Source organism: Marinifilum breve, assembly GCF_003202155.1.
GTDB lineage: Bacteria > Bacteroidota > Bacteroidia > Bacteroidales > Marinifilaceae > Marinifilum > Marinifilum breve.
In genome coordinates this window covers 270,192-284,685 of the sequence record NZ_QFLI01000002.1, presented here as the reverse complement: position 1 = coordinate 284,685, position 14,494 = coordinate 270,192, and the positions used below count along the sequence as shown (strand labels likewise).

The following is a 14,494-nucleotide window of genomic DNA, read 5'->3' as shown; positions in this document are numbered from 1 at the left end:
AGTTTACCTTCTCCTTACCTGTTTTTTCGTATAAAATAACCATTAATTTATAACCAATAAAAAACAAAAGTTTATGAGAAGAATGTTAACCTTGCTTTTGATCTTAATGCCCGCATTTGTATGGGCTCAAGAGATGAAGCTGATTAAAGGAAAGGTACTTTCTGAGAGTGATGGCGACGTTCTGATTGGTGCTTCGGTTTATATCGACAAAGCAACCATTGGAGCTGAAACCGGGATGAAGGGAATTATTGAAAACATTAGCTTGGGAACCATTACAGATTTCGATGGAAATTTTAGCCTTGAAGTTCCTAAACAATTAAATACCATTTCATGTAGCTTTTTGGGTTTTGAAACTCAAGTGGTAGACATTAAAGGAAAATCTTTCGTAACCATTAAGTTGGGTGAATCAACCAGTGAATTGGGAGAGGTTATCGTTACAGGTTACCAAAAAATTGAAAAACGTAAAGTAACTTCAGCGGTTGTTAAAGTAAATGCTGATAACATCCGTCAGGCTGGTGTTGCCAATGTAGATCAAATGTTGTCTGGTCAGTTGGCTGGTGTTACCAGTGTTGTTCAAAGTGGTGCTCCAGGTGCTCCTGCTAAAATTCGTATTCGTGGTACAGCTTCATTAAATGGTACTCAAGATCCTCTTTGGGTATTGGATGGTATTCCATTGGAAGGAAATGACGTGCCTGATTTCAACGACAAAGACAATATCGATCAATTGTACAATTCTTCGATTGCAGGTTTAAATCCTCAGGATATTCAAGACATTACCGTATTAAAAGATGCTGCTGCAACTGCCATTTATGGTGCTCGTGCTGCAAATGGTGTAATTGTAATCACATCTAAAAAAGGGAAAGCGGGAAAAATGAGAGTACAGCTTACCAGCAATACTTCATTTATTTCTAAACCTGATTTCGACAAACTAAACCTAATGAATTCCAGCGAAAAAGTGGATTTGGAATTGTTAATGGCAGGAAGAACAGATTTAACTTATAACGCCAGTAAAGGTGGAGTAGCTCAAATTTTAAATGCAAATAACGATTGGGCCAATTTCCAAACTGGTGGTATCGATGCCATTAGCGCAGAATCTCTAGCTGCAATTAACCAATTGAGAACTATCGATCCTAATTTGGAAGATGAATTGTATCAGAATGCAGTGAACCAGGATCACTCATTAAGTATCTCAGGAGGTAGTGAAAATGCTACTTACTATTTTTCTGCTGGTGCACACACCGAGAAAGGTACAACCAAAGGTACATCACTTAATCGTTACAATGTTACTTTAAAAACTGATTTTAAATTAACAGATAACTTGACTTTTGGTGTAAGTATGTTTGCCAACCAAAGAAGAAACCAGAGCTTTTTAACTGAGGGTAGTATGTTGACCAACCCATCTCAGTACATTCGTTCTTCTAATCCTTATTTGAGATTAAGAGATGAAAATGGGAACTATGTATACAACCAGAACGAGAAAGGTTCATGGCGAATAATTAATTTGGACTATAATATTCTTGAAGAAAGAGAAGGTACAAGCCATGTTTTAAAAGGGAACAACTTAAACTCTATCTTTAATGTGAACTGGAAAGTACATCCTAATTTAACTTACCGATCTCAATTCGGATACCAGGTTGACAAATCAAACACTACCAAAGAGGCAGAGCAAGAGACTTACTACGTACGTAGAACTCGTTATAAAAGTGGGTATGGTAATATAGTTGATAACAAGTATGAAAATTACTTTTTGCCTGAAGGTGGAATTATTAAAAACTGGGATTCAGAGAGTACTTATTACAACTGGAAAAACATTCTTCAGTATTCGAAAACTTTTAACGATTTACATGAGGTTGATGTAATGGTAGGTAGTGAGATCAGAGAATCTAAATATACTCAGGTTGCAACTTCTGCTTACGGTTGGAATAGCAAGAACAATACATCTAAACCGGTAATTTATAGAGATGAAGCGGATGCGAAATCATTCCCGTTGTTTACGAAAACCTATAGAAAGAACAGGTATGCTTCTTTCTTCGGAACAGCATCTTATACCTTCAACAGAAAATATACTTTCTTTGGTAGCGTGCGTTTCGATGGATCAGACTTGTTTGGTGTAGATTCGAAATACAGATACTTGCCATTGTATGCATTGAGTGGATCATGGAATGCAAAGGAAGAGTCTTTCTTTAGAGATGTGAACTGGTTGAGCGCCTTAAAATTCAGATCTTCATTTGGTTTACAAGGAAATATCGATAAGCAAAGCTCACCTTATATTGTAGGTACGCCAACTACGGTAACCAACTTACCAGGAAACAGTGAGAATGGAATTACAGTAATGGGGCTTCCTAACGATAAATTAAGATGGGAGAAAACTTCAACTTATAATGTTGGTTTCGATCTGTCAGTATTGCGTCATGCTGTTCGCATGTCTTTCGATTATTATCATCGTAAAGGGACTGATTTGATTGGTTCACAAGCTGTTCCATTGGAAAATGGATTTAATTCAATGTCTGTAAACTGGGCAGAGATGACCAATAAAGGTTGGGAATTAAGTATTTCTACTCGTAATATTAAGACTGATGATTTTGAGTGGAATACAAACTTTAACATTGCTCACAACGAAAACAAAGTACTAAAAGAGCAACAGCAGATCAATTCAACAACTCCATCACGTGAAGGTTACTCAGCCAATTCAGTTTGGGTGATTAAAACTGCAGGATTGGATGAAAATGGCTACCCTCAATTTGAAAAAGATGGTAACATTGTATCGGCAGATGAGTACTTCTCATTGTATGATCAAATGGCTGATTACTATCCTAACTATTTGGCAGGATCAAAATTGACGAATGAAGAGTTGAATGACTTGCTTGTGAATGTAGGTAGTAGAGACCCTAAATATTCTGGTGGTATCATCAATACTTTCAAATACAAGAACATTGACCTTACGGTTTCTGCCAATTTTAATTTGGGAATGAATGTAATGGAAAGACCTCCTTACAGCATGACTCAATATGATAAATCTAACAATGCTTCGAGAGTGCTTTTAGATGTGTTAAGAGGTAACAACAAATCGTTACCGAACTTAATGACAAAAGCATCTGCTGATGGACAGTATTGGATGCAAGAGCAATTATACACCAATATACGCCCTGATTTCTACAACAGTTTAGATATTTGGCACAAAGAGGTAAATTACCTAAGAATTAGTAGCATTCGTATGGGATATACTCTAGGCAAGGACATGCTTCAAGATCTTGGTTTGTCTAGTGTTCGTTTGAGTTTTGAAGCCAGAAATCCTTTCGTGATTTCAAATGGCTATGATGGATATTTCGATCCTGAATCATTTGGAAATATTTATGCTCAGCCACAGCAAAAATCTTATACTATCGGTGTTAACCTAACATTTTAATTGAGAGAAATGAGAAAATTTAATAAATATTTATTTTTATTGCTGGCAGTAGTATCATTCTCTGCCTGTGATGATTATTTGGATGTAAAGCCAAAGGATAGAGTGATTCCAACTACAGGAGAAGATTTTAGAGATCTTTTAAGCAGTGCTTATAATGCACTTCCTGCTGATAAAGCGAAGTTGGCTTTTCGTACCGACGAAGTAAAATTAAATGAAAGCAGATATGATTTATCCAATGTAAAGGATATTTACATGTGGAACGATGCCAATCCTGCTGATAATACAATTACCTATACTTATGATATTTTTTACAAAGTAATCATGTATGCCAATCATGTGATTGCAGAAGGTGATGGTGCAACGGAAGCGACACAGGAAGAGATTGACCAGATTTTAGGAGAGGCATATCTTTTAAGAGCTTATATTCATTTTAACCTGGTAAACATGTTTGGAAAGCCTTATCAGAAAGCAAGCGCTGCTACAGATCGTGGAATTCCTCTTTCTCTGACAATTGATACCGAAGCTGAATACATCCCAAATACAGTTGCTGAAGTATATGAGCAAATTCAATCTGATATTGCAGATGGTCTTTCTAAATTGAAAGTGGATACTTATGAAACTGGTTTGAACTATAGATTTAGCAAGGTGGCTGCATTGGCATTTCAGTCTAGAGTATATTTGTACATGGCTGAATATGCAAAAGCTCAGGAAAGTGCTTTGGAGGCTTTAAAACTAAAATCAGATTTGCAGGATTTGGTAGCTGATAATTCAAAAGCACCACACATGTACGATGCTGTGGAAAGCATTCTTGCCATGGATGCTAATGTGAATAGTGATTTACGTAGTGCTACTTATATTTCAGAAGAAATGAAGGCTGCATTTGATCAAAGCAATGATTTGCGTTTTGCCTTGTATTTTGAGGCAGATGGCGAAGAATTTGCCATTAATAAAGGGATTGAGCTGGCTTCGAAATGTACTTTCCGTACTGCTGAATTGTATTTGATTTTAGCAGAATGTAAGGCTCGTTTGGATGAATTGGATGACGCGAAGGATTATTTGAATCAGCTTAAAGCAAAACGATTGACAACGGATTTCTATACTACTGAAGAAACAAGAATCAATGCATTGAATAAAGCAGATTTAATTGCTGAGATTGCAGCTGAACGTTTCCGAGAGTTGGCTTTCGAAGGTCACCGTTGGTTCGATTTAAGAAGAACAACACAGGAAGAAATCGTTCATACATACAAGGGTGAATCAGCAACTCTTATAAAGAACGATCCTCGATATACATTGCGTTTCCCTCAGGAAGCGATAGACAATAATCCTAATTTGAGAGATTAGGACCGATTAGCATATCATTTGAATCAAAAATTGGGGCATTCCATTGCGGAATGCCCCTTTTCTTTTGTAAATTGGCGCCTTCAAAAAGCGAATACACTATAAGCAAATTTATTTTTAGAATATAGGAAATAGATATGCATTAGTTTTATTTTGGAACTCTCCCTTTTTAGGGGATCCCGAAAGCTTTCGTGGAGGCGACAGCCAGAGGGGTGCATTTATTTATATTTTTACCAATTCACCCTTTTCCCTATTGGGATTTTCCCTTACAAGGGAAAAACTAAACTTGAAAAAGCTATGTGAGATTCATCTGTAACTAATCAATATAGTTTTCATATTTGTGTATAAAGAGAGTCGTAAAAATCAATAGGAGATGATAGAAGTAGTAATTATAGAGGATGAGCAGTTGGCCGCACGAGAGTTGGAGAAGATGCTTCTTAGCCTACGTCCAAACAAAATTCAAATTACAGCACGTTTAGAGAATGTTAAGGAATCGGTGAAACACCTTGCTTCACACAAACCTGATTTGATTTTTATGGACATTCATCTGGGCGATGGCAATAGTTTTGGCATTTTCGATAAAATAAGTGTTGATAGTCCCATAATTTTTACCACAGCTTACGATCAGTATGCCATACAGGCTTTTAAGCAAAACAGTGTGGATTACCTGCTAAAGCCAATTGATCCGGATGATTTGGAAATGGCATTGCAGAAATTCGAGAAGAGATATCAAAACAAGGAAACTGTTGATTTGTCTTCTTTGCAGCAATCTTTAAACCATTTGGTGGCTGGAAATGCATACCAGGAGCGCTTCATGGTAAGTCTTGGCGATCGCTTGTGTTCTCTTGAGGTAGATAAAATTGCCTATTTTATGGCCGATGGAAAATCTCTTTACCTTTTTGGTTTCGATGGGCATCGTTACCTGTGTGATGGCACCTTATCATCTTTAGAGGGCAAATTAGATCCCAAAAGATTCTTTCGCATCAATCGAAAGTTTATGGTGAGTTATGCCTCGATTATCGACATGCATTATTACTCGAAGACAAGAATCAAATTGAACCTGAAGCCTGATCAGGCTGAATGCATTGATGCCATAGTGAGTCAAGATAGAAATAACGATTTTAAGAAGTGGTTAAACGGATAATCACAGCTTGAATTGAAAGATGAAGCCAATATTGATTTACTGCAAGTAATTTAAAGTACAAATGATAGATACATTAGAGCAAGGATTTTTTGGAATTGGAATACAGAATGGAAAAACACCTGAGAATTTAGGGGTGTTATGGCGATCGGCTCAGAATATGGGCGCCAGCTTTATTTTTACCGTTGGTAAACGCTATGCAAAGCAAGCTTGCGATACGCACAAAGCCACAGGAGCCATGCCATATTTTCATTACGACAATTTCGATGATTTCTATGCACATCTACCAAAGGGAGCTGTTCTGGTAGGAGTGGAGTTGGATGACAAAGCCGTGAATCTGGAAGAGTTCAAGCATCCACGTCGTTGTGTATACTTGTTGGGAGCGGAAGACAATGGCTTAACCAAAACTGCCATCGAAAAATCGCACCATCTGGTAAAATTCGATACTCGCCTAAGTGTAAACGTATCGGTTGCCGGTAGCATCATCATGTATGATAGAAACCTGAAGGCTAAGTTTGGGCAGACCATGTATTAACATTAGTTCGACACGCTTAGTATTTCGAAGAAGCTGCACATTTGTTACTGGGTAATTCTAATGTTTTGCATTAGGACGATAGGTGCTCTTTGAGAACATATTTTGATAGTCAATTAAATAGGAGGGATGAAAAGTTCAGCATATTTTCTTTTGCATCCCACCTAAAAGTGATTATTCACAAAGTTATGCTAATTAATATATTCAAACGAATACGGATAACCTTCAGTTTTAATAACTGCATTGTCACTTGCTTTATTGTTAATAGGATCATATGTATAAAATCCTATATCCTTTGTTGTTGCAAGTCCATAAATTACTAAATCCTTATAAAAGCTCACACCTGTTGAAAAATTGTTTGAACTAGGCAAGGGTAATTTTTTAATTGTTTTGGTATTTAAGTCAATTTTTAATGCCATTATGGTTCTGTCTTTAATGTAGTTAACCGGGTCGCTATAGTAAGCATTAAATTGGCCGCTTGCATAAACAATACCTTTTTCTTTGTATTTAAGCATTACAATGTAATTAGCTTGCTTTTCTTCTCCTTCTACATTTGTATTTGTAATATCAAATTGATATGAGTCGTCAAATTCCGTTTCGCCATTTTTAATTCGTAAGAATCCAGACTTGTGACCAATCATTCCAAAACCCGATATGCAGTTGATATAAATATCACCATGTTCATCCATAAAAATGCTGTTAGGATCTGCTTCGGGTTTAGTTGGCATAGAGAATCCCGATTTTTCTTCTGTTATCATTTTTATAGGTTTATCATTATTGGTATCAATAATTAATACATCTACTTTAGCTCGTTTCGGATCGGGAGTAGGTCCTCCTACCAACTGATTTAGCCCTACATACAATAAGTTATCTCTGATAATCATTTGTGAAGGATCTGGGTTTTTATCACCGATAGCATAGCTAGTGATATCTATTTCAGCTATCTTTTCCATTTTTTCATGATTAACAATTAATATTTTTCCCAGTTTAGATAAAGAGATATATGCTTTATTACCTTTGGTAACTATTGCATTAGCCCCCGATTGATCGGGCAGAACCATAGAAGAAATTTTATTTAGTTCACCATTAGACTTTGTGTATTTTATAAATAAATTATTTGACATAGACCATCCTGGCAGCAAAAAAATATCATTACCAATGATTGTTGGAGGATAGCCATACCCAACAGGTAAGGCTTTTTTATTGGTATAACTTGCTGGTTCAATCCCATTTATCAATTGCATATATTCGCTTCCCGATTGTCCATCAGGATTGGGTAATATACTCGATATTAATACGTCGTTTTTGGTGATAATTGATTCTACATTGTCATCATCACTACTACAAGAGCTTATAAAGAAGCTGCATAGCGCCAATGTTAGTAATTTCGTTTCTCTGATCATTTTTCTATAATTTTAATTTTAAATAGATTTTTGTTCTTATTATTTCCAGACGTATCTGATTTTTGCTCCAAAGTTTCTGCCTGGTAGTGGTCTGTTAAATTCTGAGATTACCTCTTCGTCGGTAATATTATTAATCTGTAAGCTTAAAAAAATACTGTTGCTCTTTAAACTATGCTCTAATCCCATATTAAAGGTTATTGCTCTTGGAATTTTCCTTTCCTGATAATCACTCACTTCAAAATCATAGAAATATTCTTCTACAAAAGAGCAGTCGCCAAATAGTCTTGTGTTTTGTTCTGTCCCACCAAAAAAATTCTCTTTATGAAATTCGAATCCGGCATTGGCAAACAACCAGGGAATATTTGGCATTCGTTTCCCTTTGGTTGGGTTAGGAGCAGCTGAACCAGGATCATATTTTCTTGAATCGGTAATGTCCTGATATGTAGCATTGCCCCATAAATAAAAGTAATTGGTTGCATCCCATTTAATTTCTCCTTCTATACCCAGAGTTTTCATCTCGCCAAAGTTGGTGTAAAGTCCTTGCAATGGGCCTGCAGTGTAGCGAATCATATTTTCCAGATGCATGTAAAAACCATTTAATTCTACCTGAAATTTGTGCTGATTCGATTTTGACATATCGTACATAAAACCTAGGTTAAGACTGGTGTTACGTTCAGGAACAAGATTAACTGCAGGAGTAATTATAAAACCATCTCCAAGAAGTTCATTCTCTGCAGGCAAACGTACATCGTATGATGCTGATAACTTACCTAGAAAATGAGGAGTAAATCTGTAACGGATTCCGTTACTAAAGCCCCAATCAGTTTTATGAATATCAATGTTCTTTCGAGTTTGTGAATTGAAGTGATCACCTAAAATACTATTCATGTTATATGAGTAGTATCTAACTGCCATGGCATTGGTAAATTTTTTATTTATCGAGTTGTACTCAAATGTTAGTCCTGATATCCAACTGTTCATTTTTGAATTGAAGTTGGTTTTGTGACCTACCACTTTGTCTTTTAATTTATCTACAGGAATTCCCTTTACGTAATAGTATTGAGAGTTTAAGTTTATACTGCAAGTGTTGTTAAGAATATAGTTAAGATTGGTTCTCTGAAGAAATGTATGCTTTTGCATGCGAGAATCATTGGCATGGGATCCAATTTCTCCACCATAATTAGAAACAGGTACTGCTGTGCTTCCATCCCAGTTATAACGATTTAAGGCAGCATCTTTATGCCTAAATATTGTGTATGAATAAGTATTGTTAAAAATTAAATCTAGTCCGGAAATTAAAAAGTCTTTTTTCTTGTTTTTACAATTAAGAACATATGCATCGGCAAAAGTTTTTGCTTCCTGAATGTTATTTTCAATTCCTTGAATTTCTTTATCGGTAATTATTAGGGCTGGCTCAATTTCTACTTCGTCGAACCACCATTTGCTAAAAGTTACTCCTCCTCCTACAACAAACTTCTTAAATTTGTCGTGATCTCTTTTAACGATTCTACTTCCATACTCTTTTGGGGTGGTCATTGTATAATCGTTATCAGAATAGGTATAGAATCCCCCAATACCATATTCAAAGCCTTTATCTAAGTTGTTTCTTTTATATACACCGGTAATTTTGTGAGTGTTAAATGATTGTATGCAATAACTTGCGTCCATATACTTTGGAGGGTATTCTTTAAGAATAATATTAACCGCTCCGCCTATTGAAGAAGCACCTAATTTTGCAGGAACAATTCCTTTGTAAATTTCTATTCTTTCAATCAAATCAATAGGAATATCATTTATTCCAACAAAGTCTGATTGATCACCAATAGGAGAGTCGTCAAGAAAAATACCAATTCGTTTTCCTTCCAGGCCTCTTACTGATATTTTACTGGCAGATCCAACTCCTCCGGTTGCTCGGATTTTAATACCTGAAGTCTTGGATAAAACATCGTTAATATCACTAACCGTGCCTTGAATTTCGTTCATAGTAATCACAGAAACAGGCATGGCTCTTTCCTGCAATTGCCTGGCATGTGACTTACCAAGAACAGTTACTTCGCCTAAGCTCTCGCTGGATTCTTTTAGTTTTACATTTAGGTTTATCGTTTGATTTGGCTTAATGCTTAGCTTTTTTGTAAAAGTGACATAACTTAAGCAAGAAACCATTACTTCGTAGTTTCCTGAAGGGATATCCGAGAGTAAAAAATAACCATCCTTATTGCTGGTTGTACCTATATTTAGTGATTTGATAACAATGTTTGCCCCAACGATAGAAGTTCCGGATTTAGCATCAAATACTCGTCCCGATATCTTGCCTGTATTGGATGCGATCACATGCAATTGCAAGACAATTAGCCACATTAATATTATAAGTTTTTTCATTTGTTTAATTCATTAAAAGTTTATTTGCATTCCTTTCCCATGCTAGAATTCATCATTGGTACATGATGCATTTCACCATAATAGAGGATTGTAGCTTCACATCATAAAAACTAGATTTATCAAATCTATTTGGGCTAGGAATAATTACCGCAAATATAGATTGGGTCAAGAATTGAAATGTTTAATAAAAAGGGGAAATAATTTAATTTAAGGTGGAATGAATTATAGTCTGGAAATTACTAGTGATAAAGAACAAAATTTTTTGTTGCAGGAGAATATATTACACAGTAATTCAAGTGAAGTATGTCTCGAAAATGATAAACTTGGCAAACTTGCCTTCTGTAATGAGTATAAAAGAGGATTTGTTTTATCTGACATAGAAATACTAGCTAGGAATGAATTGAAGGTCAAAACGACCAGTATTGCCCCGGTTTTTGCTTTGTATTTTATTTTGGATGGGAACATAAAAAGCTCAATTGCAGGTGGCAAGCATGATGACAAGCTTTGGGAAGGTAAAAATAACATATGGACTTTTCCTGAAGATATCTCATGGCAATCAACCTATGCTAAAAACGACCTATTTCGTAGCTTTGGCATTACTTTCGATACGGAATATTTGGAAGAATTGGTCAATAGATATCCTGATTTGTTGGGCAATATCTATAATGAATTTAATTACAAGCATGATTATTGCCTACAGGATAAACATTTATCTACCACGGCCGAAATGAATTTGGCCATCTCGCAAATTCACAATGCATACACCATGGGAAGTGTTCGTGATTTGTATACCGAATCGAAGGTTTTGGAATTAATAGCGCTACAAATAAACAACTTTAGTAGTAAGGATACGAAAACAGATCAAATGCACTGTTCTAAAAAAAGAGATTTGGATAAAATACATGAAGCCAAACATTTGTTGCTATCAGATATTGCGAATCCACCAAGTATTAGCAGCCTTTCAAAAATGATTGGCATGGATGAAAAAAAGTTAAAGTATGCCTTTAAGGAAGTATATCAGCAAACCATATATGGCTGTTTGTTCGAACACAAAATGATTATGGCTCGTCAGTTACTTTTAGATACTGAAAGAACCATATTCGAAATTGCTTTGGATTGCGGTTACGAATATTCATCGCACTTCACAACTGCCTTTAAAAGGAGGTTTGGTGTTACACCGAGAAAGTATAGAGAAGCGGTTTAATTTTGCATGCATTATGTCCCTGTCTTTTAGATATACATATTTGGTGGATAATTTCAAGAATTTATATCGAATGATAGAATTCTCTTATTCTTAGGATTTTATGGCAGAATGATTTTTGGAAGCGATAACATGCTAAGCATCTCCAATGAATATGATACTTAGCATGCTTACAACTATTACTTAATGATTACAATTGGAAAATCCTGTCCATATACATATGTAGTAGGATATTGAGCATCTCCTTTGTATTTTTCTGATAGTTCAGGAACTTTATCATTTAAGAATCTACTTAATTCTTTCACCGTGATCTTTTTGTCTTTTGTTCCGCCATCAGCATCACCTTTTAAACCTTGTAATATTGCGTAGGTAAAAATACCGTGGCCCAGTGATGCAAATTCACTGGCAAATTGTTCCGATTTACTGGCAGTGATCCAATAGGTTCCTGTACTTCTTGCCAGTTGAGCAATGGCTTTTTCTTTAGCAGCACCTCTCGATGCCAAAAGCTCAGTCATACCACCACTCTGACAAGCATCAATGACAAACAATTGTTTTTGTGCTTTCAATTCTGTTGAAAAGGTTTTTAATTCATTGGCAGAAATGCCTTTTGATTGAAGCATTGCTATGTTGCCATACATTTGTGTAACATCATAGGGTACTATGTAGAACTGCGATTTACTTTCTTCGCTCATTACACCATGTCCTGCATAGTAGAATATGAATACATCTTCCTGTTGAGCAGTACTTTTTAATCTTTCAAATTCTTGTATAATTCTTGTTCTGGTTGCCTCTTCATTTTTGATATAAGTAATGCTAATATTTTCATATACACCATTACAACCATTTTTTACTTCGTTGAGAAAGCTTGATGCATCCGCTTCTGCATAGTTAAGCTGATAGCGTGGGTTCTTATATTCATTAACACCAATAGCCAATAAGTGTATGTTGGTTTTATGAATGCTTCCTTCATGGAAAGCAGTAATCTCATGTGGAATACTTTCCGTTCTTTGCTTGTTAAAAGCAGTCGCACGAATTCGGTTTGCTCCATGTACTAAGGCAATATCAAAGGTCTTTGTTACTGACTGTGCATTGGTATCTGCTGATTTAAAATCCAGATGAGAAACCTCTATTAATTTGTCATTTAAATACAGTTGAACATTATCAACACCACCTCCTTGATCTGTAATCTTCACTGAAACCTGGATCTTTTTACTATTGCTTTCAAGAGCATTTTTCGGACTTAGGATTTCCACAAGAGGAGGAAGCTTCATATTGGCCAATAAATCATTACCCATATTGATATTCTCACCACCAAGAATTCGTGCCCCAAGATTTGGAGTGTAGTACTTTTCGTAGAATTGACTCAAGGGGTAAAACTTGGCCTCCTTATCAGGACCTTGATTGATGTGCCATCCCGCAAGAGATTCAGCCCCAGCACTACAGTCAAATAGACCTGATGGAGTATACATTATCCATTCTTGTGATTTGGGATGGACTAAGAGACTTAGTAAGAGTTCTCCATTTTGCATATTATACCAGTTTATGAGTCCATTTTCTTGCGTGGAAGCAATAACTTTATCATTTTGACTAATGTTAACAGACCATGCCGCACCTTGTGTTGGAGCTTCCCAAAGTTTATTTCCTAAAATATCTGTGCAGTAAATATACCAACTAGCTCCTAAAACGATTTTATCGCCTCTATTAGAAATGTCCGTTGAACGACACCTTTCATATTTTTTGAGCAGTTGAGTCAACTTGCCATTTATTTTAGGTTGATAAGAATCTTGCCATTCAGTAACTAAAGTGCCTGATTGTTTGTCAGTATAGAGGTTTAAATCAGATTGATTTTCATCAGTTGTAAGTTTTCTGTTCCTAACTGAAAAACAAATAACATTTCCACCTCTCGGCTTGAAGGAAATTTCATCTCCTGTATTATTTATTTTAAAATATTTGTACTGGGAATTTGCAAAATCATTCAATTCACCTGCTTTGGAGTAGTTTATATTTCCAAAGGCATCCAGCTTGCCAAGATCAGGCTGATAACTACCGTATAATAATGCTTGATCATAGCCTGACCCTAAGCATTTCATATCCATTATTGAATTGTTACAGGCAGGATAATCTGTATAACTCCCTTCTCCAGCATTAGTCCATAGACGGATTATATGATTCCACTTTCCATTTATATATTTGGAATATCTACCTCCACCATATAAATAATTTCCATCGGCAGAAAAACAAACAGAATAACCGAGCCCTCCATTCTTATTCATTTCGCCTAATTTTGGAGTGTAGAGTAATTTTAAGTCGGATGCAGAAAAAACTTCAACTTTGGGAGAATCTGTATATCCTACAGCTATTTTTTTATCGTTAGGCGAAAAAGAGATGGAAGAAGGGCGTTTGCCTGCACCCATGCATTCTTTAATCAAGGTAAAATTCTTATCGTAAAGGCGAATTTTACCATCTAAACATACACTGGCAAATTTTCCGGAAGAAGAGAAGGCAACATTATAGGAACGTGAATTGTATCCATCTAGAAATTTATGCTTGACAAATTTGGATTTCACTTTGGAGTATTCAAACCTGTAGATTACTATGCCTCCACTGCCAAGAGCAGCTGCAAAATATTTGTTGTTAGGTGAAAATTCAATATCAAAAATTACGTCTTCATGTCCTGGTAAACGCTGCAAAAGTTTTCCGTTTGCTCGATTGAAAATGTAAATGTTTTTATGTGCATTCTTTTTTCCTGTATATCCGCCAACTACTACAATTTGCCCATTGGGGCTTATTGCTCCCGCATAAAGTTTGCCATCGAAACCATAACCTATAGGAGGACGAAAAGTTCGAATTAGTTCTCCACTTTTTGCATCCCACAATTTTGCTGTTTTATCATCAGAAACCGTGAAAAAGAATTTACCACTTGCATCGGTACTGATCCTATTTATTTTTGCTGTGTGCATTTCCGTATTCAATCGTAAAATGGGCACAGTACTTTGTGCAATCAAATTATAATTAAGAGAGAAAAGGCAAATACTTAAACAAATCCAAAATAGTTTTATTGTCTTCATAAGTTTATTGGGTAAAGGAATGCTGA

At 35.8% G+C, this 14,494-nt stretch carries 8 protein-coding genes; 5 read left to right on the top strand and 3 right to left on the bottom strand.

All coding sequences use genetic code 11. The features are described from left to right. The first annotated feature begins 73 nt into the window (after nt 1-73). The 4 genes from DF185_RS05300 to DF185_RS05285 all read left to right on the top strand — a co-directional run bounded on the left by DF185_RS05300 (nt 74) and on the right by DF185_RS05285 (nt 6,420). Nucleotides 74-3,406, top strand: coding sequence for a SusC/RagA family TonB-linked outer membrane protein (locus DF185_RS05300; protein WP_110359695.1), 3,333 nt, complete (start codon nt 74-76; stop codon nt 3,404-3,406). 9 nt (nt 3,407-3,415) lie between these two features. After that, complete coding sequence (locus tag DF185_RS05295) at nt 3,416-4,747, top strand: RagB/SusD family nutrient uptake outer membrane protein (protein WP_110359694.1); 1,332 nt, start codon at nt 3,416-3,418, stop codon at nt 4,745-4,747. A gap of 370 nt (nt 4,748-5,117) precedes the next feature. Continuing rightward, complete coding sequence (locus DF185_RS05290; protein ID WP_207784587.1) at nt 5,118-5,888, top strand: LytR/AlgR family response regulator transcription factor; 771 nt, start codon at nt 5,118-5,120, stop codon at nt 5,886-5,888. Between the two features lie 61 nt (nt 5,889-5,949). Continuing rightward, nucleotides 5,950-6,420 carry an RNA methyltransferase gene (locus DF185_RS05285; protein WP_110359693.1) on the top strand — a complete coding sequence of 157 codons (471 nt, stop codon included), beginning with the start codon at nt 5,950-5,952 and terminating at the stop codon, nt 6,418-6,420. Between the two features lie 188 nt (nt 6,421-6,608). On the opposite strand, the gene DF185_RS05280 is transcribed toward DF185_RS05285, so the two are convergent. Both DF185_RS05280 and DF185_RS05275 read right to left on the bottom strand, forming a co-directional pair. Continuing rightward, complete coding sequence (locus DF185_RS05280) at nt 6,609-7,820, bottom strand: DUF4374 domain-containing protein (RefSeq protein WP_110359692.1); 1,212 nt, start codon at nt 7,818-7,820, stop codon at nt 6,609-6,611. A 39-nt stretch (nt 7,821-7,859) separates the two neighbouring features. After that, nucleotides 7,860-10,199, bottom strand: coding sequence for a TonB-dependent receptor (locus tag DF185_RS05275; RefSeq protein WP_110359691.1), 2,340 nt, complete (start codon nt 10,197-10,199; stop codon nt 7,860-7,862). A gap of 217 nt (nt 10,200-10,416) precedes the next feature. On the opposite strand from DF185_RS05275, the gene DF185_RS05270 reads away from it, so the two are divergent. Continuing rightward, nucleotides 10,417-11,403, top strand: coding sequence for a helix-turn-helix domain-containing protein (locus DF185_RS05270; RefSeq protein ID WP_110359690.1), 987 nt, complete (start codon nt 10,417-10,419; stop codon nt 11,401-11,403). Nucleotides 11,404-11,579: 176 nt separating this feature from the next. On the opposite strand, the gene DF185_RS05265 is transcribed toward DF185_RS05270, so the two are convergent. After that, complete coding sequence (locus DF185_RS05265; RefSeq protein WP_110359689.1) at nt 11,580-14,468, bottom strand: caspase family protein; 2,889 nt, start codon at nt 14,466-14,468, stop codon at nt 11,580-11,582. Nucleotides 14,469-14,494: the final 26 nt, after the last annotated feature.

Bases quoted from the DNA above. Each gene is read 5' to 3' on its own strand.
- DF185_RS05300 (WP_110359695.1), top strand. From the start codon at position 74: ATGAGAAGAATGTTAACCTTGCTTTTGATCTTAATGCCCGCATTTGTA.
- DF185_RS05295 (WP_110359694.1), top strand. From the start codon at position 3,416: ATGAGAAAATTTAATAAATATTTATTTTTATTGCTGGCAGTAGTATCA.
- DF185_RS05290 (WP_207784587.1), top strand. From the start codon at position 5,118: ATGATAGAAGTAGTAATTATAGAGGATGAGCAGTTGGCCGCACGAGAG.
- DF185_RS05285 (WP_110359693.1), top strand. From the start codon at position 5,950: ATGATAGATACATTAGAGCAAGGATTTTTTGGAATTGGAATACAGAAT.
- DF185_RS05280 (WP_110359692.1), bottom strand. From the start codon at position 7,820: ATGATCAGAGAAACGAAATTACTAACATTGGCGCTATGCAGCTTCTTT.
- DF185_RS05275 (WP_110359691.1), bottom strand. From the start codon at position 10,199: ATGAAAAAACTTATAATATTAATGTGGCTAATTGTCTTGCAATTGCAT.
- DF185_RS05270 (WP_110359690.1), top strand. From the start codon at position 10,417: ATGAATTATAGTCTGGAAATTACTAGTGATAAAGAACAAAATTTTTTG.
- DF185_RS05265 (WP_110359689.1), bottom strand. From the start codon at position 14,468: ATGAAGACAATAAAACTATTTTGGATTTGTTTAAGTATTTGCCTTTTC.